This window comes from Pseudomonadota bacterium (genome assembly GCA_034189865.1).
GTDB lineage: Bacteria > Pseudomonadota > Gammaproteobacteria > UBA5335 > UBA5335 > JAXHTV01.
Map to the genome: position 1 here is coordinate 109,843 of JAXHTV010000002.1, position 17,836 is coordinate 127,678.

At 59.6% G+C, this 17,836-nt stretch carries 18 protein-coding genes; 14 read left to right on the top strand and 4 right to left on the bottom strand.

Features of this window, described 5'->3' with window-relative positions; all coding sequences use genetic code 11:
• Nucleotide 1: 1 nt before the first annotated feature.
• The 3 genes from SVU69_01555 to ccoS are packed head-to-tail and all read left to right on the top strand — an operon-like array spanning nt 2 to nt 3,180.
• The gene (locus tag SVU69_01555; GenBank protein MDY6941682.1) at nt 2-517 is read left to right on the top strand and encodes a FixH family protein; all 516 of its coding nucleotides are present in this window, start codon (nt 2-4) and stop codon (nt 515-517) included.
• Nucleotides 518-2,986: a heavy metal translocating P-type ATPase gene (locus SVU69_01560; protein ID MDY6941683.1), complete on the top strand. Its 2,469-nt coding sequence runs from the start codon at nt 518-520 to the stop codon at nt 2,984-2,986.
• Complete coding sequence (gene ccoS, locus SVU69_01565) at nt 2,983-3,180, top strand: cbb3-type cytochrome oxidase assembly protein CcoS (protein ID MDY6941684.1); 198 nt, start codon at nt 2,983-2,985, stop codon at nt 3,178-3,180. The genes SVU69_01560 and ccoS overlap by 4 nt, the downstream gene beginning before the upstream one ends.
• 463 nt (nt 3,181-3,643) lie before the next feature.
• Here the strand turns inward: ccoS and SVU69_01570 are convergent, their stop codons facing one another.
• Nucleotides 3,644-3,853 (bottom strand): hypothetical protein, encoded by a 210-nt coding sequence (locus SVU69_01570; GenBank protein ID MDY6941685.1) that lies wholly within the window; start codon nt 3,851-3,853, stop codon nt 3,644-3,646.
• 52 nt (nt 3,854-3,905) lie between these two features.
• Complete coding sequence (gene fnr, locus SVU69_01575) at nt 3,906-4,655, bottom strand: fumarate/nitrate reduction transcriptional regulator Fnr (protein ID MDY6941686.1); 750 nt, start codon at nt 4,653-4,655, stop codon at nt 3,906-3,908.
• A gap of 409 nt (nt 4,656-5,064) precedes the next feature.
• Between fnr and SVU69_01580 the strand changes: the two genes are divergently transcribed.
• The gene (locus SVU69_01580) at nt 5,065-5,508 is read left to right on the top strand and encodes a GNAT family N-acetyltransferase (protein MDY6941687.1); all 444 of its coding nucleotides are present in this window, start codon (nt 5,065-5,067) and stop codon (nt 5,506-5,508) included.
• Nucleotides 5,509-5,584: 76 nt separating this feature from the next.
• Here the strand turns inward: SVU69_01580 and SVU69_01585 are convergent, their stop codons facing one another.
• Together SVU69_01585 and SVU69_01590 are read right to left on the bottom strand one after the other, a co-directional pair.
• Nucleotides 5,585-8,662: an error-prone DNA polymerase gene (locus SVU69_01585; protein ID MDY6941688.1), complete on the bottom strand. Its 3,078-nt coding sequence runs from the start codon at nt 8,660-8,662 to the stop codon at nt 5,585-5,587.
• 40 nt (nt 8,663-8,702) lie between these two features.
• Nucleotides 8,703-10,439 (bottom strand): sugar phosphorylase, encoded by a 1,737-nt coding sequence (locus SVU69_01590; GenBank protein MDY6941689.1) that lies wholly within the window; start codon nt 10,437-10,439, stop codon nt 8,703-8,705.
• 259 nt (nt 10,440-10,698) lie between these two features.
• Between SVU69_01590 and SVU69_01595 the strand changes: the two genes are divergently transcribed.
• From SVU69_01595 to SVU69_01640, 10 genes are all read left to right on the top strand, one after another.
• Nucleotides 10,699-11,016 carry a hypothetical protein gene (locus tag SVU69_01595; protein MDY6941690.1) on the top strand — a complete coding sequence of 106 codons (318 nt, stop codon included), beginning with the start codon at nt 10,699-10,701 and terminating at the stop codon, nt 11,014-11,016.
• 107 nt (nt 11,017-11,123) lie between these two features.
• Entirely contained in the window at nt 11,124-12,536 is a 1,413-nt protein-coding gene (gene atpD / locus SVU69_01600) for a F0F1 ATP synthase subunit beta (GenBank protein ID MDY6941691.1), read from the top strand.
• Between the two features lie 3 nt (nt 12,537-12,539).
• A complete protein-coding gene (locus SVU69_01605; protein ID MDY6941692.1) occupies nt 12,540-12,938 on the top strand; it encodes a F0F1 ATP synthase subunit epsilon in 399 nt (132 codons plus the stop codon).
• A 32-nt stretch (nt 12,939-12,970) separates the two neighbouring features.
• Nucleotides 12,971-13,246 (top strand): AtpZ/AtpI family protein, encoded by a 276-nt coding sequence (locus SVU69_01610; GenBank protein ID MDY6941693.1) that lies wholly within the window; start codon nt 12,971-12,973, stop codon nt 13,244-13,246.
• Nucleotides 13,230-13,592 (top strand): ATP synthase subunit I, encoded by a 363-nt coding sequence (locus tag SVU69_01615; GenBank protein MDY6941694.1) that lies wholly within the window; start codon nt 13,230-13,232, stop codon nt 13,590-13,592. The genes SVU69_01610 and SVU69_01615 overlap by 17 nt, the downstream gene beginning before the upstream one ends.
• 1 nt (nt 13,593) lies before the next feature.
• Entirely contained in the window at nt 13,594-14,337 is a 744-nt protein-coding gene (locus tag SVU69_01620; protein MDY6941695.1) for a F0F1 ATP synthase subunit A, read from the top strand.
• Entirely contained in the window at nt 14,330-14,602 is a 273-nt protein-coding gene (locus tag SVU69_01625) for a F0F1 ATP synthase subunit C (protein MDY6941696.1), read from the top strand. Before SVU69_01620 ends, SVU69_01625 begins: the two co-directional genes overlap by 8 nt.
• Before the next feature lie 4 nt (nt 14,603-14,606).
• Nucleotides 14,607-15,392: a F0F1 ATP synthase subunit B gene (gene atpF / locus SVU69_01630; protein MDY6941697.1), complete on the top strand. Its 786-nt coding sequence runs from the start codon at nt 14,607-14,609 to the stop codon at nt 15,390-15,392.
• Nucleotides 15,389-16,900, top strand: a complete 1,512-nt coding sequence (locus SVU69_01635) for an alternate F1F0 ATPase, F1 subunit alpha (GenBank protein MDY6941698.1) — start codon at nt 15,389-15,391, stop codon at nt 16,898-16,900. Before atpF ends, SVU69_01635 begins: the two co-directional genes overlap by 4 nt.
• Nucleotides 16,901-16,912: 12 nt before the next feature.
• Nucleotides 16,913-17,815, top strand: coding sequence for a F0F1 ATP synthase subunit gamma (locus SVU69_01640; protein ID MDY6941699.1), 903 nt, complete (start codon nt 16,913-16,915; stop codon nt 17,813-17,815).
• Nucleotides 17,816-17,836 lie beyond the last annotated feature (21 nt).

Genomic DNA, 17,836 nt, shown 5'->3' on the forward strand with positions numbered 1-17,836 from the left:
CATGTCCATACAGCAGAAATCCAATGAAGACATCCAACCGTGGTATCGACAGTTCTGGCCATGGTTCATCATGACGCCCCCGGCCATCGCCGTGGTCGCCGGTCTGACAACCGTCTATATCGCCGCAAAGGACCCCGATGCTCTGGTGATGGACCGCTACGCAAAAGTCGGGTTGGCGGTGGAGCGCAATCTAGCGCAGGAACAATCAGCTCGAGAACGGGGTATCAACGCCCAACTTGTTCTGAATCGATCCGATGGCCACATCAGTGCACGCATCACCGGCGAGGCACCGCCACCCGACCAACTGCGCGTCTATTTCAGTCATCCGACACTGGCCGAGCGAGACATCGATTTGCTGCTTGATCGCGACTCGCGTGGGATCTATACCGCCAGCACCGGCCAAGACTTGGCGGGACGTTGGTACGTTCGCCTCGGTGTTCCCGATGGGCAATGGCGCCTGGACGGAGAACTGCAGGCGGAAGCGAATCAGCTCTCGCTGACCGCCGGTAATCCTTAGATGGCGGCAAGCCAACCCTGCTTTCACTGTGGCGAGCCGATCCCGAAAGGGTCGCAGTTGACGATTACCGTATCTGGCGCCGATCAACCGGTGTGCTGCGCCGGTTGCCAAGCCGTAGCCCGGCTCATTGCGGATGCCGGACTCGATAACTACTACCGTTACCGCGAAGGCTTCGCCGAAGTACCCGATACCAACCAAACCGATTGCGATTGGAGTGCATTCGACCGGGATGAGGCACGCCGTGATTTCGTCACCGACCTGGGCGGGAATCAAAAAGAAGCCTGTCTTCTGATCGAAGGCTTACGCTGTGCCGCCTGCGGCTGGCTGATCGAGAACGCGCTCAACAAACAACCGGGAATCGTCAGCTGTCAGGTCAATCCGGCCTCCGGACGGGCCCTCGTCCGCTGGGACAATGGCACCGTCGCATTGAGTCAGGTGTTGCGACGCATCGCCGCTCTGGGGTATCGCCCCCAACCGGAGCAAGCCGATGCCGCCGACAGCCTGATCATCCGTGAACGCCGCGCGGCCCTCACACGACTTGCCGTGGCGGGTCTGGGCATGATGCAAGTGATGATGTACGCCACCGGCCTATACGCCGGCGCTTATCAGGGAATTGCGGCAGAGCACGAGCAGTTTCTTCGGTTGGTGAGCCTGCTGTTTGCCACGCCCGTCGTGTTCTTCGCAGGCGCACCGTTTTTTCGCAGCGCCTGGCGCGGCTTGAAAGCCCGCAGGCCGGGTATGGACGTCCCTGTTACCCTGGCGATCGCCACCGCATATGGAGCCAGCGTGTGGTCCACACTGATCGGCGGCGGGGAAGTCTATTTCGAATCGGTCACGATGTTCATTTTCTTCCTCACCGTGGCGCGCTATTTGGAGATGGCCGCGCGCCACCGTGCCCGCTTCACCACCCACAGTTTGGTCACGCTATTGCCGTCCACGTGTCTGCGCTTGGAGAAAAATCGACCGCAGAGTGTCCTCTGTAGCGAGTTGACTGTCGGTGATACCGTGATCGTCCCCCGCGGCGCACCCATACCGGCCGACGGAACGGTACTGGACGAGACCGCCTATGTAGACGAGTCGATTCTCACCGGCGAATCCTCACCGCAACGAAAATCCATCGGCGATGCCCTGTTGGCGGGCAGCTTGAACGCCGGTGAGACGCTCCACCTCAAGGTGGCTAGGATTGGCGCCGAAACCACGGTTTCCCACATCGTCAGATTGCTGCAACGTGCCCAGGCCGAACGACCCCAGATCGCGGTCATGGCCGACCGTATCGCAACGTACTTCGTCACCGGCGTGCTGATTGCAGCGGGGCTGGTGGGTTTGGGGTGGTGGCAATTCGCCCCGGAACGGACATTCGAAGTCGTCCTGGCCGTGCTGGTCGTCACCTGCCCATGCGCCCTATCACTCGCCACGCCAGCAGCGTTGGTCGCGGGAACGGCCCGACTACTTTCCCAGGGCGTTCTCACCTTGCGAACGGAAACGCTGGAAATCCTCGCCAAAGCAGACCGCATTGTCATGGATAAAACAGGCACGCTGACCGAAGGCCAAATACGGATCCGCCGCGTCATGCCCTTGGGTGGACTCACCGAACAGCACGCGCTGGCAATCGCTGCGGCTTTGGAATCCGGTAACGAACATCCCGTCGCGCGCGCCTTCGCCGAGATTGAAATCCGACCGACGGTTGAGAAGCTTCGCGCCCATCCCTCCCGCGGGATCGAGGGGGAAATCGAAGACAAGCGATGGCGAATCGGAACGCCCGATTTCGTTGCCGAATTGCGCAACGGAGAGCCGCTCTCGCCACCGTGTGATGCCGACCAGGCTTGGATTGTTCTGATGGATCGAACGGGCAATGGCGCTTGGTTTCAATTGGGTGATCCAATCCGACCGGAAGCCTTCGAGACGATCCATGTCTTAAGAGCGCTCGGGTTGGAAATCGAGATCGCCAGCGGCGATCGCACCGCGACGGTCGCCGCGGTGGCGGATAAACTGGGCATCGAGCGCTACGCCGGCGGCCTGTCCCCGGACGAGAAGCTGAACCGGCTGCGTCAATTGCAAGCGAATGGACATCGTGTCATTACCGTGGGTGACGGCGTTAACGACGCCCCGTTTCTCTCCGGTGCTGATGCCTCGGTGGCCATGGGCAGCGGCAGCGCATTGACGCAAAAACAAGCCGACCTGGTTTTACTTCGCAATCAGCTCTCCACCCTGACCGACACGATCGTGATCGCTCGCGGTTTGAGGCGGACAATTGCCCAAAATCTGATGTGGGCCCTGGCCTACAACCTCGTTGCATTGCCGTTGGCCGCGGCGGGCCTTCTCGCCCCCTGGATGGCTGCACTCGGGATGTCTATCAGCTCTTTGGTCGTGGTCGGTAACGCCCAGCGTCTGGGCCGCTCGTCGGCCAGCATCGCACCCAAAGCGGTATCAGGGATGACGCCCGAAATTGCCGGTCAGATCCCCGGATGAACATTATCTTCGTGCTGATCCCCTTGAGTGCCGTGCTGGTGCTGGTGGCGATTGCGGCATTTTTCTGGGCGGTTCGTAGCGGCCAGTTTGACGATCTCGACAGCCCGGCTTATCGCATTTTGCTCGATGACGAGTCCACGCCAGATGAGGACTCGAATAGCGAAAATCGCACGGCCGACGACCGGAAACCATGACAGCCGTCACGACCGGGGTTTTCGCCGCGCTCGCCGCAGGACTGCTGGGCAGCGCCCACTGCGTAGGCATGTGCGGTGGCATTGCCGTGAGCGTGGGCGCCAGCGGTCAAAACCACTCCTCCGGCGACTTGATGCGAGTAACCCGCGTATTGGTCTTCAATCTGGGGCGCATCGGAAGCTACACGCTGATCGGCGCCCTGGTTGGTGGTCTCGGGGGTTGGTTCGGACACACGTTGAATATTCCGGCCTGGACGGGCTGGTTGCGCATCGCCTTGGGGTGCATGTTATTGGTCATCGGCGCCCATATTGCCTTCAACTGGAGCGGTCCACGCCGGATCGAAGTGGCAGGCGCCGGATTGTGGCGAGTCATCGCCCCACAGACAAGACGGCTGTTACCTCGGCGGGATATCGGTTCCGGCTTTCTGTTGGGAATGCTCTGGGGTTGGCTGCCCTGTGGGCTGGTTTACACCTTGTTGGTCACTGCCGCGGTATCGGGAGACGCGTTATCGGGCGCTGCCATCATGGCGGCGTTCGGGCTCGGCACACTGCCGGCCATGGTTCTGATGGGCGCCATGGCAGCGCAGCTGCGGCGCTTGGCCAAGCAGGTGATGCTCAGACGAATCGCTGGGATGGCGGTGATGGCCGGTGGAATCTGGACGCTGGCCGTCCCCATCGCAACGATGTCAGAAGGACACGGTAGGCATCATGCTCTACCCGAGATGCCATCAAGCCCGTTGGCAAGCGTCTCGATCCGTTTCGATATCGGCCAAGCCTTTCAAGCGATGCATATCCAATACGTTAACGCTGCGCCCTTCGATGTGGATCAGGCCATCCGCCTGAAAGCGGGCGAACATTCGACTCACGGTTTCCACCGCCAGGCCCAGATAATTGGCGATATCGCCTCGGGACATGCTGAGGTTGAATTCAGTGGCGGACAGGCCCCGAAGTTGGAAGCGACCGGAAAGACTCAACAACAGCGAGGCGAGTCGCTCTTCAGCGCTTTTCTTGCCCAACAAAAGCAGCAATTGCTGGTCTTGAATGATCTCCCGAGAGAGCAACCGCATCAACTGACGCCGCAAACCCGGAATCTCATCACACAGCTCATCGAGCCGATCAAACGGCAACTCACAAACGCTGGTGGCTTCCAGCGCAGTGACCGTGCAATCGTGAACCTCATCGGCAATGGCATCCAGGCCAACCAGTTCGCCGGGAAAATGAAACCCCGTGATCTGTTCCGCGCCGTCGGGTCCGACGGTGTGGCTTTTAACCGAACCGGTCCGAATGGCGTAAATCGCTTTCAGAGATTCCCCCTGATGAAACAAGGTATGCCCTCTGGAAAACGGTCGTTTTCGCTCGACAATATCTTCCAGTCGAGCCATCTCTTCTTGATTGATACCGTAGGGAAGGCAAAGTTCACGAAGGCTGCAGTTACCACAGGCGCGCTTGATGTCCTGTAACCGAAGTACCGTGCTCATGGATCTCAAACCTCGGAGTATGGAACGGGCAGTTTCGGCTCGAATCTGTGCCGTAGGATAAAATGGAAAAGATGGCCAAAAAGCCCTCGTTGCCGGACGCTTTTATCAACGACCATCACCCGCAAATCAATCAAACGCGCGATGAAACGATGCATTCAGTGCCCTTGCCGAATCAATCGCGTCCCACATCACTGGGTACCTGTCCCGGCCCTACCGGCCACAAACAAGTGAGAACAGGCACTTACCGGAAACATTCATTGTCTGCTTCAATGTGGATAATGAATCGGGTTACGCTCGCCGTGTATCCGTGGTGGAGCCATGCCTAATTTGCGTAATCCAGAAGTGCCTAAATTACGGCGCTCTTTAGACTCGGTCAACCCTCAATCCACGACCAACGGAACCCATAAGGATGATCACCACCATTGCCTTGGCCGAATCCGACGTCGACATTCTGGCATGCCATCCCGTCATGCACGAACTGCGACCAGCCATCACCCGGGACGAATTCCTGGTACGCGTACGTCGTCAGCAAACGTCCGGCTATCACCTGGCCTTTGTGGGTCTGCAAGGCGATCCGGTCGCCGTCGCCGGTTTTCGCATCGGCGAAAACCTGGCATGGGGCCGCTTTCTCTATGTGGACGACCTGGTCACCCGCAGTCATAACCGGTCTCAGGGACACGGTCGATCCTTACTCAATTGGCTGGCTCAATTCGGCCTGGACGCCGGTTGTGAGCAGATGCACTTGGATTCGGGTCTTCAACGCGTAGACGCTCACCGCTTCTACGAGCGGGAAGCGATGCCGGCGACCGGCTATCATTTCGCCAAAACGCTGGCGCATCATCAGCCCGACTAAGCCTTTTCGTTACCCCGTTGACGCGCACCGCTAAAGCTCGCCTCCGACTTGAACGTTCGGCCGTCGATGCAGAGATTCAATGAAAATCGCGTGAGGTCACCGTGAACTCACCCAACCAGGGTGTGAGATCTTCAAGCTCACCGGCAATCACATGAATCACCTCGCCTTCGCGCTGGACATTGCCTTTGACCAGCAATAAGCCAGCCCGCAAGGCAATGGCGCGCTGGCGTTCCATGACCGATGGATAGACAACCAGATTCACCTGACCGGTTTCGTCTTCCAGCGTCATAAAAACGACCCCGCTGGCGCTACCCGGCCGCTGCCGATTGATCACCAGGCCGGCCACACGGACAAAGCGGTCCGACGAAAGCTGCCTGAGGTCCACCGCCGTCGTCACTCGCCGACGGGCCAGACGGGGCCTCAACAAGCCGATGGGGTGTTCCCGCAACGTGAGACCGACCGAGGCGTAGTCGGCATAGACCTCATCGCGCGTCGTCGGCACCGGCAAATCGACCGCCGTATCGGCGAACTCGGTCTGATCGGTGAGTAAAGGTGTTTCCGGTACAACCCCCGTGGCCTGCCAACGGGCTTGATGGCGATCGCCTGCCAAACTGCTTAAGGCGTCTGCCGCCGCCAGGGCCTCCAGATCGCGGCGATTCAAACCCGCCCGGTGGACCAATTCGGAAACGCGGGTGAACGCATCCTGGTCACGGGCCGCAAGGAGTTTTTTCGCACCGGTTTTGGATAACCCGTTAACCTGCGAAAAACCCAGCCGCATCGCCACCTCTGAAGACTCTTGCGCACTCTCCAAGGTGGTCTCCCAGTCGCTGTTCAATACATCCACCGGCCTGACCGCCACACCATGGCGCCGGGCATCTTGCACCAACTGGGCCGGCGCATAAAACCCCATGGGCTGACTGTTGAGTAATGCCGCACAAAAGGCCGCCGGATAGTAGTGTTTCAACCACGCCGAGGCATAGACCAGCAAAGCAAAGCTGGCGGAATGAGACTCGGGAAAACCATACTCCCCGAAACCTTTGATCTGATTGTAAATCTGTTCCGCAAAGCTCGCCTCGTAACCGCGGTCGGTCATACCCCGAATCAGTTTGTCGCGAAATGGCTCCAAGCCGCCCTTACGGTGCCACGCCGCCATGGACCGCCTCAGTTGGTCGGCCTCGCCAGGAGTGAAACCCGCCGCCACCACGGCAAGCTGCATGACCTGCTCCTGAAATATGGGCACGCCCAAGGTGCGGCCCAGTACACGCTCGACACGCGGATCGGGATAGTGGGGAATCTCCGCCTCGCCGGCTCGGCGGGCGAGATAAGGATGCACCATGCCGCCCTGGATGGGACCGGGTCTGACGATGGCGACCTCAATGACCAAGTCGTAGAAACATTTGGGTTTTAAGCGCGGCAACATGGCCATCTGGGCCCGCGATTCCACTTGAAAAACCCCCACCGAATCGCCGCGCTGCAACATGCGGTAAACCGCCGGATCTTCCGGCGGCAACGTGTGCAAGGTCAGCTGGCGACCATATGTCGAGTCCAGTAGCTCGAAGCAACGCCGAATGACGCTCAGCATACCCAACGCGAGCACATCGATTTTCAGAATGCCCAAGGCATCCAGATCGTCTTTGTCCCACTGAATCACCGTTCGGTCCGTCATGGCGGCGTTTTCGATCGGCACCAGAGAATCGAGCCGATCATCCGAGATCACAAAGCCGCCCACGTGCTGCGACAAATGGCGAGGAAAACCGATCAGGGTATTCACCAATCCCATGAGCTGTCGCATGATGCGGCTGTCGGGATCAAAGCCCGCCTCGCGAATGCGCTCCGGGGAAACCTGCCGACCGTCCCACCACTGCATGGCCTTGGCCAGGGCATCCAACTGAGCGGGCGCCAGCCCCAGCGCCTTGCCCACATCCCGCAACGCACTTCGAGGCCGATAGGTGATCACCGTCGCCGCCAACGCGGCGCGCTGGCGCCCATATTTGGCATAGATGTACTGAATCACCTCTTCACGGCGGTCGTGCTCAAAATCCACGTCGATATCGGGCGGCTCGTTTCGCTCGCGCGACATGAATCGTTCGAACAGAAGATTGGATCGGGCCGGATCGACGGCCGTGATACCCAGGCAGTAACAAACCGCGGAGTTCGCAGCCGATCCGCGCCCCTGGCAGAGAATCCCCTGCTGCCGGGCGAAACGAACCAGATCGTAAACGGTCAAAAAATACGGCTCGTAGCCCAGCTCGCCAATCAGGCCCAGCTCTTGCTCGAGCTGAACGCTGACCTCGGCCGGTGTGCCATCGGGCCAATGCGTCCGTTGACCGGCGCGCACCAATTTCCGGAGATAAGCGGTGGGTGTTAGTCCCTCCGGAGCAATCTCGCGTGGGTAGCTGTATCGCAATTCGTCGAGGGAGAACTGGCAACGCTCGGCGATACGAACGGTCTCCGCGAGCATCCCCTGCGGATACAATTCGGCCAGCCTGTCCTTCGCTCGCAGATGCCGCTCGGCATTGGGGTCCAAAGCCGCGCCCAACTCGCCCACCGGACGATTCAGCCGGATGGCGGTCAGTGTATCCTGCAACGCCCGCCGGTCGGCATCATGCATATTTACCCCACCCCCCGCCACCAGGGGGAGCTCGTGGAATTCGGCCAGCCGCCGAGCGCGGGCCAGCACGGTCAAATCGTCCCCTGCCTGATGCAACTCCACGGCCAACCAGCCGCGCCCAGGAAAGGTTTGTGCAAACCATTGGGCCGTGCTTGCCGAGGGCATATCGCCCGCTATCCAGAGCGCCAGGCAATCATCAACCCGTCCTGGGAGATCGGTCCGGTCCAGTCGATAAGTACCCTTTTCCGCTTGCCGGCGTGCGTGGCTGATGAGCCGGGACAGTTGGTGATAGCCATCGACACAGCTAGCCAACAGCACGAGACGAATACCGTCGATGAGACGGAACTCGCTGCCGACCAGCAACCGAATGGGATGATCTTTGGCCGCCACATGGGCCCGCACGACGCCCGCCAGGGAACACTCATCGGTGATGGCCAAGGCGCGATAGCCCAACTCGGCGGCACGCGCGATCAGCTCTTCAGGGTGCGACGCGCCCCGCAAGAAGGTGAAGTTGGAAATGCAGTGGAGTTCGGCGTAGTCCATGGTTAAACATAAACAGGGCCATACGCCAAGAAGCCGCGGTTCACCCGGAGATCCAAACCGTCTGGTAGGGCTGGAGCGTGCAACTCGCCGAGATATCGATGGGCGCCCCCCGGATCAATTCATACCAGGCGCGGGATCGATCGGCCTTCCGATGATCCGTCAAGGAAAAACTCTGCACTTGATCGGTCACGTTGCTGATGGCGTAGAGTGCATGTCGGCCGTCTACAGACTCCCGTATGACGCCGAATAATCCATGGCCCATACGAAGGGTCTCTTGGCGGGAATCAGGATGAAATGCCGCCTGTTTTCGCCGTATGGATAACAAGCGGCGCAGCTCATCGAAGACCTGGGCATTGGGTGTCATGCCATTGGCGAGCAGCGCATTGAGGGTCTCACTTTCCCATTTATGCCGATTGATGGAGCGGGTGCGACCGGTTTTGTCCACCAGATCACGGTCGTTGGGGGTCGCGGTCAGGCTGTGAATGTAGAGCGCGGGAATGCCTTGAAGCGCAAACATGATGGTCTGACAGCAGACGAATCGCTGAACTTGCCAGGCGTCGCGTCCATGACGGGTGCCGGATAAGGCATCAAACAGAGAGATGTTGATTTCGTAGGGGCTTTCAGTGCCATCTCCGTTACTGCGCATGGTCACGAAACCGCCGTAACGGTGCATCGAAGCCACCAGCTCTTTTAGATCTTCTGGCGGCAACAGACCTTCGGTGGGACGCAAACCGATCCCGTCATGGGATGCCACAAAGTTCATATAGGTACACCCTTTCGGCGGACGTGGCATGTCCGCCGACCAGTCCGTCAGGTACTGGGAGGTCCCATTGTGCATGGCGTGGAGCAACAACGGTGGCAGCGTAAACTGATAAACCATGTGCGCTTCATCGCTGTGACCGAAATAGCTGAGATTCTCGCCGTTCGGCACATTAGTTTCGGTCAACAGCACCACATGCGGTGCGGTGACTTCCAGAATATCGCGCAGCAGTTTGACCACTTCATGGGTTTCTCGCAGATGAATGCATCGAGTGCCCACCGTTTTCCATAAAAAGGCCACGGCATCCAGGCGAATAAAACGGGCGCCCATCCGAACATACATCAGCAGGATTTCGACAAAAGCCAGCAACACATCGGGATTGGAAAAATTGAGGTCGATCTGATCTTCGCTGAATGTGGCCCACAAGTATTTCACGCCATGACGCGTGTGCACGGGTGTCAGCAAAGGATGATTACGGGGACGAACCACCATCGACACATCGGTGTCCGGCGGCAGTTCAATGAAAAAATCCCGTCCCGGCAACTCGTCGCGAAGGTAATCCACGAACCAAGGATGCTCACGGGAGACGTGGTTGATGACCAGATCCATCATCAGCCCGAAATCCTGGGACAAATTCTCAATATCGTCCCAATCCCCCAACTCCGAATTCACTGCCTGGTAATCCACCACAGCGAAGCCGTCATCGGAGCTGTATGGAAAAAACGGCAGGATATGCACGCAATTGATCACATCGCTCAAGTTTTTCCGAACAAATTCGTGCAAAGTATGCAGCGGCGTCTCATCGGGTGATCGAATACTGTCGCCGTAGCAAATCAGAATCGCATCTCGCTCCGACCACTTCGGCTTTTCTTCATGCTTGGACGCAATGCCCTGCTCAACCAACAAGGGGACCAGACGACCGAACACTTCAGGCGACCGTTGCGGACCATACAGCACGGACAGGCGGGAACCCGCCCGCTCGATGAACCAACGCGGAAGCAGATCGAGATTTTTCATAGACTAGCCCACTGGGTTGGTCGCCGATGAAATACGGCACAGCGTGCTGTCATATTACCATCATCGGACGACCCGCCCATGAGGGCCTGGTCCATCGGTCATTTACCCCCGCGACCGGGCATGGCCCTTCAGGAGTGCTAAAGTGGGGTACGGAAAGTAGATAAGCTCATCACGCTCCGACGGGGCACATCATTCGCCACCGCCCGTCCCGGGTGAGCAGATCGAACCGCGGTCTTTTCAAAAAGTTAAGGAGAACACCATGGACTGGCTCGTATTGCTGGCGCACTTTGCCGCCGGGGCTCTGCTCAGCAACAGCATCCCGCATTTGGTCAACGGGATTTCCGGCAACCCGTTTCAAACCCCGTTTGCCTCTCCGCCCGGTGTCGGCGAGTCGTCTCCCTTGGTCAACGTGCTCTGGGGTGGCGCGAATCTTATTCTCGGTTGGTTGCTGTTGTTCGGCGTCGGTGACTTCCAAGCCGGAAACAATCTCGACAGCTACGTGGTCATCGCCGGGGCATTGCTGTTGGCCATCGGCCTGTCGATTCACTTCGGGCGTGTTCGAAACCCAGAGTCGTAAGGCCGTCGGCGCCTTTTGACGTAAATCAATGGGACGATACACGGATCCTTGATACTGAATCGAGTAACTGTGTATCGCACACAGGGGCGAAGCCGCTACCGACCATCGTGATCACACAAACCGATCCGAGCCCACAAACGAAACCGACCGGAACGGTGGTTGCCGTCAACGGCAGCATCGTGGATGTTCATTTTCCCAGCGTCCTTCCGCCGGTGAATCGAGCCCTGCGCGTGGGCCTGCGGGGTCAAATCGTTGTCGAAGTGGCGGTGCACCTGAACGCCACCACCATTCGCGGCATCGCCCTGAATTCGACCCAGGGGTTGGCACGCGGCGAACCCGCCGTCGACACCGGCGATCACCTCACCGTCCCGGTGGGTGATCCATTACTCGGCCGCATGGTCAACGTCTTCGGTGACCCCATTGACCGCGGTGGGCCACTGGCAACCCGTGAGCGTCGCTCCATACACGGTTCGCCCCCTCAACTGGCCGAACAACCCGTCACCGCTGACATTTTCGAAACCGGCATCAAGGCCATCGACCTGCTGGCGCCGCTGGAACGCGGCGGAAAGTCCGGGCTGTTCGGCGGTGCGGGGGTCGGAAAAACGGTGGTGATTACGGAGTTGATTCACAACACGGCGGGACGCTATCACGGCGTCAGCCTGTTTTGCGGCATCGGGGAACGCTGCCGGGAAGCCGAAGAGCTGTTCCGCGAAATGAGCGACGCCGGCGTGTTGCAAGACGCGGTGATGGTGTTCGGACAAATGAACGAAGCGCCCGGCGCGCGCTTTCGGGTCGGTCACGCCGCCTTGACCATAGCCGAGTATTTTCGCGACACTCAAGGACGGGACGTCCTGCTTCTGGTCGATAACATTTTTCGGTTTATCCAGGCCGGCACGGAAGTGTCCGGACTGATGGGCCGCATCCCCTCACAACTGGGTTATCAGCCCACGCTCGCCACCGATCTTGCTGCTTTGGAAGAGCGCATTTGCAATTCGCCCACCGGCGCCATCACCTCCGTACAGGCGGTTTACGTACCGGCCGACGACTTCACCGATCCCGCGGCCACCCACACCTTCGGTCATCTTTCCGCCTTTATCGTGCTCTCGCGCAAGCGAGCCAGTCAGGGCTTTTATCCGGCCGTAGATCCCTTGCAATCCAGCTCGAAAATGTTGAGCCCCAACGTGGTGGGCGAACGCCACTACCGCATCGCCCAAGAAGTCCGACGGGTCCTCGCCGAATACGAGGAACTGAAAGACATCATCGCCATGCTGGGTATCGAGGAGTTGTCCGAACGGGACCGACACACGGTACAACTGGCCCGCCGCCTGGAGAGATTTCTGACCCAACCGTTTTTCACCACCGAACAGTTCACCGGCAAGCCCGGCCGCCTGGTTTCGCGCACGGAGACCGTGGACGGCTGCGAGCGTATCCTTCAAGGCGAGTTCGACGATTTTCCCGAAAAGGCCTTGTACATGATCGGCGCGGTGGACGATGCCCACGCGACGGCGGAGACCTCCTAGACCATGACCATGCAGCTGAGAGTGTTGTTGCCCACGGAGATCTTTTTGGATCAAACCGTGCTGAAGGTGATCGCGGAAGCGGAAAACGGATTGTTTTGCCTAGAACCACGCCATGTGGACTTTGTCACCGTATTGGTGCCGGGTCTTTTGATTTACCACGACGAAAGCAATCAGGAACGGATTGCCGCTGTTGACCACGGTATTTTGGTGAAGGCCGGCGAGGAGGTACTGATCTCCACCCACAACGCTGTATTGGGGGATGATCTGACCACCTTGCGCTCATCGGTCGTGGCGACATTCCGCCAATTGGATGAACACCAGCGCGTCACCCGCAGCGCACTGGCCCGACTGGAAGCCGGCGTGGCGCGTCGTTTTATCGAACTCCAGCATGAAGGGCTGTGACGGTGACCGAACCTCCGCGAGAAGGCGAACACATGAGCCGAGAGGTGGGCCGCAAGGCGGCCCGTCGACTTCGCGCCAAAGAAAATCGCGGGCGCGGCGTTTTGTTCGGCCTGGGCATGTTCGGCTTGGTAGGCTGGTCCATTGCGGTACCAACCGTGCTCGGCATCGCCCTGGGCAACTGGATCGACCACCGTTGGCCGGGGGAGATATCGTGGACGCTGACGCTGCTGTTTATCGGACTGATCCTGGGATGCATCAACGCCTGGCGTTGGGTCAAACAGGAAAGTCGCGGTGCCAACCCGTCTTGAATTTGGGAGCGATGCCTTGGACCTCATGACATCCGGCCGACTGATCGCATCCTTCTTAGGCGGTATGGGTTTGGGTCTGTTGTATTTTGGCGGCCTGTGGTGGACCGTGCGTCGCCTGCCGACGCGTGCGCATCCCGTAGCTTGGTTGTTCGGGAGTTTTTTGCTCCGCACCGTCGCGGTACTCGCCGGTTTGTATGTCCTCTCGGCAGGAGAGGTATTGCCGTTGACCGTCAGCTTGGCGGGAATGGTGCTGTTGCGCCTGTTGCTCACACGGCACATCGCGGCGATCCGTGATACCGGCCCGATGTCTACGCCGCCGACTGCCGGGTCGACGAGGAGCCGCTGAGATGCGTATCAGTCCGGATGAACTCGTTTTCTGGCAGTGGGATGCCATCACCGTCAACGCGACCTTGGTCTTTACCTGGATCGTGATGGTCATACTGGCGGGTGGGTCCGCCCTGCTCACCCGCCATCTGCGAGTGGAGCCACCGTTATCTCGCTGGCAAAATCTGTTGGAGGTTGTGGTCAGCGGAATGCGAAATCAGATCCGCGATGTAAGCCGGCAGGAACCCGGACCATTCCTGCCTTTCGTGGGCACCCTGTTTTTGTTCATCGCCAGCTCCAACCTACTGGCCATCGTCCCCGGCTTCATTGCCCCCACCGGGTCCCTCTCGACGACGGTCGCATTGGCGCTGTGCGTGTTTGTCGCCGTGCCAGGTTACGGCGTCGTTCGGCGCGGGGTGTTCGGCTATTTGCGCCAATACATTCAGCCGACGCCGTTCATGTTGCCCTTCAACATCATCGGCGAGCTCTCACGGACACTGGCACTGGCTGTTCGCCTCTATGGCAACATGATGAGCGGTACCGTTATCGTCGGTATCCTGCTGGGCCTCACCCCGCTGGTATTCCCGGTGGTGATGCAAGCGTTCGGCATGCTCACGGGGCTGATTCAAGCCTATATCTTTGCCGTTCTGGCTATGGTCTACATCGCCTCGGCGAGTACCGCGCAGCGCCAGCCATTGCAACCCAATAATGCTGAACCGCCAACATCCCATCCCCCTAAGCACACAGGAGAGAAACCCTATGACTGACCTCGGTTTGATCGGGATGATTTCGATCATCACCGCCGGTCTGACCATCGCAATCGGTGCCATCGCACCGGCGCTGGGGGAAGGCCGGGCAGTCGCCCAGGCCCTGGCTTCGATCGCCCAACAGCCGGACGAATCCGACACCATCACCCGCACCTTGTTCGTGGGTTTGGCCATGATCGAGTCCACGGCCATCTACTGCTTTGTGGTGACCATGATTCTGATCTTTGCCAACCCGTTCTGGAACCACTTCCTCGGCGGGGGCTGAGTCCATGCAGATCGATTGGTTTACCGTGGGCGCCCAGGTAGTGAATTTTCTGATTCTGGTCTACCTGCTGAAGCGGTTTTTGTACGGACCGATCATCCACGCCATGGCGCAACGCGAACAGACCATCGCCGATCGGCTGGAAGACGCCAAACGCCAGAGCCAAAATGCCCTTGCTGCCGAGCGGGAATACCAAGCGCGTACGCAGGATCTGGAGCAAACGCGCAGCCGCTATCTGGGCGAAGCGCGAGATGAGGCCGAGAAAGCGCGCGAGACTCTCATCGAACAGGCCAGGTCGGACGTCGACCAACTTCGGCAACGCTGGAAACAACAACTGAGCCATGAACGCTTGGCGTTTTTTCGCGAAGTGCGTCAAACCGTGGGCCGCCAATCCTGCGCGATCGCCCGGCGAACGATCGCCGAACTGGCAGACACCGACTTGCAATCGGGCGCCGTACGTATGTTTTGCCACCGTCTGAATGATCTTGAGCCCGCGGAGCGCAACGCCGTGGCCGCTGCGATGCAAGCCACGCCACCGACCGTAGAGACCGCCCTGCCCCTCGCCGAGGCGGATCGCCGGGATCTCGCTGCGGCGTTGGCAACGCTCTCGACCGATGGTCCTTCCCCCCGCTTTGAAGTCAACCCGGATCTGATTTGCGGCATTGCACTGATGATGCCGGGCAAAAAGCTGACCTGGAGTGCGGCCGACTATGTCGATGAATTGGAACGCGAACTGACCGCCGTGCTCGGATCTCATCTCGACGGAAGTCAGGATGAGATAGCATCCGCATGAAAGAAACCGAAGCCGTCCTGAAAGATACCGAACGCCAACTGGAAGCGACGTTGGCGCAACACCAGGCGCGGTTGAATCCCGTGGAAACCGGATGTGTCACCTACGTGGGCCAGGGGGTGGCATTGGTCGAGGGGCTCCCCAGCGTGGGCTCACAGGAATTGGTTCGTTTCGCCAACGGCGACGAAGGCGTGGCCATGTCGCTGGATCCCGGACAGGTCGGGGTGGTGTTGCTAAGCCGCGGCGACGAAGTCCGAGCCGGCACCGAGGTCACCCGTACCGGGCGGGTGGTTGACGTACCGGTGGGCGCGCCGCTACTCGGCCGGGTGATCGACGCCACGGGGCGGGTTCTGGATAGGGGGCCACCCCTGCCGGAACTGGAACGTTGGCCGATCGAGCGCGACGCGCCCGCGATTCTGGACCGGGCCCCGGTCACCGAACCTCTGGCCACCGGTTTCAAGGTCATTGACGCACTGATTCCCGTCGGTCACGGCCAGCGCGAACTGATCTTGGGTGATCGCCAAACCGGCAAAACCACCGTGGCACTGGATACCGTGATCAACCAAAAAGACCAAGAGGTGATCTGCATCTGGTGCGCTATCGGTCAGCGAACCGCCGCCGTCGCCCACGTGGTCGAGACCCTACGCCAACACCATGCCTTGGCCTATACCGTGGTCATGGTGGCGGCCGGCGAAGATCCCCCGGGATTGCAATACATCACCCCCTACGCGGCCACCAGTCTTGCCGAGTACTTCATGCAAGACGGTCGACGGGTGCTAATCGTCTACGACGACCTGACCCGCCATGCCCGCGCGTATCGGGAACTGTGCCTGCTATTGCGGCGCCCCCCCGGACGTGAGGCCTACCCCGGCGATATTTTTTATATTCATTCCCGGCTGCTGGAGCGTTCGACCCATTTGCGCCAGGAACTGGGCGGCGGCTCGCTCACGGCGCTACCCATCGTCGAGACCGAGGCGCAGAACCTCGCGGCCTATATCCCCACCAATCTGATTTCCATCACAGACGGCCAAATCTATCTCTCCCCCGAGCTGTTTCATCGAGGCATTCTACCGGCGATCGACGTCGGCAAATCGGTCTCACGCGTGGGCGGTAAGGCCCAACTCCCCGCCTATCGGGCGGTGGCCGGCGATTTGCGTTTGTCCTACGCCCAGTTCGAAGAATTGGAGGCCTTCGCCCGTTTCGGCACCCGCCTCGATGACGCCACCCGCCAAGCCTTGGAACGCGGGCGACGGGTACGAGAGACTTTGAAACAGGCGGAACACGTCCCACTGACCGTCGCAGAACAAATCGTCATTTTGTTGGCTCTGAACGCGGGCTTGTTCGATGCCATGCCAGTGGAACAACTGGCCGATGCGCAGCAGCGCCTATGTGACGCTTTTCGCACCCAATTGCCGGAGCTTCTTCATCGCTTGGCACGGGGCGAGAAACTGGAAGAAAAAGACCGCGAATACATCCTGGAAACCACGCGTGGTTTGCTGACACCGGAATAAGCGCCATCGGCTATGGAAACCCTTGACCTGCTCCGCCGCCAGATCGATACCACAGAAGATCTGCAAACCATCGTGCGGACGATGAAAGCCCTCTCGGCCGTCAGTGTCCGTCAGTACGAGCGTGCACAAACGGCGCTGGCCGAGTACAACCGCACCGTGGCATTGGGCTTGTATGCCCTGCTCAAAGAGCCGGCACCACCCACCGGAGGGACACGGCGGCAAGAACCAAGCCGTGCCGGCTGGGTGGTAATGGGCTCCGATCACGGTCTATGCGGCCGTTTCAATGAAGACCTGTGCCATGAAGTGGCGACAGATATTCAGCAACACCGCAAGACCGGAGGCACAGCTCGGCTGTTGGTCGTCGGCGATCGCGCCGGCGCGCATCTGGAAGCGTTGGGATACCCGCCGGAGACCATCCTCATGACCCCCTCAGCCGCCAGCGCCATCACCACGACAGTGACGGAGCTGTTGATTCAGCTCGATCAGTGGCAACAAGCGGCGAAGCTCGATACGGTTTGGCTGTTTCACAATCGACGCACAGCCAGCTCGGTGCATTTTCCCACGCGAATCCCGTTGCTTCCGGTGGACCCGGCCCACCTGAGAGAAATTGCCGGCAACCGATGGCCATCACGCCGTATTCCCACCCACACGCTGCCCGCGGAGCGCCTGCTGTCGGCTTTAATTCGCGAGTTTCTTTTCGTGAGTTTGTTTCGCGCCTGTGCCGAGTCTTTGGCCAGCGAACACAACAGTCGGCTTGCCGCCATGTACGCGGCCGAGAAAAACATCCAAGAGCGTCTCGAAGAGTTGGGGGCACGCTACCGCCAGCAACGCCAACAAGCCATCACCGCGGAGCTCTTGGATGTAACATCCGGCTTCGAGGTGCTCAGCGACGATACCGACCGCCGCTTGGGCTAATGGCCGTCGACCCGCCCATCA

Excerpts from the sequence above, each read along its gene's own strand:
- SVU69_01555 (MDY6941682.1), top strand. The coding sequence starts at position 2 with ATGTCCATACAGCAGAAATCCAATGAAGACATCCAACCGTGGTATCGA.
- SVU69_01560 (MDY6941683.1), top strand. The coding sequence starts at position 518 with ATGGCGGCAAGCCAACCCTGCTTTCACTGTGGCGAGCCGATCCCGAAA.
- ccoS (MDY6941684.1), top strand. The coding sequence starts at position 2,983 with ATGAACATTATCTTCGTGCTGATCCCCTTGAGTGCCGTGCTGGTGCTG.
- SVU69_01570 (MDY6941685.1), bottom strand. The coding sequence starts at position 3,853 with ATGGGGACGGCCAGCGTCCAGATTCCACCGGCCATCACCGCCATCCCA.
- fnr (MDY6941686.1), bottom strand. The coding sequence starts at position 4,655 with ATGAGCACGGTACTTCGGTTACAGGACATCAAGCGCGCCTGTGGTAAC.
- SVU69_01580 (MDY6941687.1), top strand. The coding sequence starts at position 5,065 with ATGATCACCACCATTGCCTTGGCCGAATCCGACGTCGACATTCTGGCA.
- SVU69_01585 (MDY6941688.1), bottom strand. The coding sequence starts at position 8,662 with ATGGACTACGCCGAACTCCACTGCATTTCCAACTTCACCTTCTTGCGG.
- SVU69_01590 (MDY6941689.1), bottom strand. The coding sequence starts at position 10,439 with ATGAAAAATCTCGATCTGCTTCCGCGTTGGTTCATCGAGCGGGCGGGT.
- SVU69_01595 (MDY6941690.1), top strand. The coding sequence starts at position 10,699 with ATGGACTGGCTCGTATTGCTGGCGCACTTTGCCGCCGGGGCTCTGCTC.
- SVU69_01605 (MDY6941692.1), top strand. The coding sequence starts at position 12,540 with ATGACCATGCAGCTGAGAGTGTTGTTGCCCACGGAGATCTTTTTGGAT.
- SVU69_01610 (MDY6941693.1), top strand. The coding sequence starts at position 12,971 with ATGAGCCGAGAGGTGGGCCGCAAGGCGGCCCGTCGACTTCGCGCCAAA.
- SVU69_01620 (MDY6941695.1), top strand. The coding sequence starts at position 13,594 with ATGCGTATCAGTCCGGATGAACTCGTTTTCTGGCAGTGGGATGCCATC.
- SVU69_01625 (MDY6941696.1), top strand. The coding sequence starts at position 14,330 with ATGACTGACCTCGGTTTGATCGGGATGATTTCGATCATCACCGCCGGT.
- atpF (MDY6941697.1), top strand. The coding sequence starts at position 14,607 with ATGCAGATCGATTGGTTTACCGTGGGCGCCCAGGTAGTGAATTTTCTG.
- SVU69_01635 (MDY6941698.1), top strand. The coding sequence starts at position 15,389 with ATGAAAGAAACCGAAGCCGTCCTGAAAGATACCGAACGCCAACTGGAA.
- SVU69_01640 (MDY6941699.1), top strand. The coding sequence starts at position 16,913 with ATGGAAACCCTTGACCTGCTCCGCCGCCAGATCGATACCACAGAAGAT.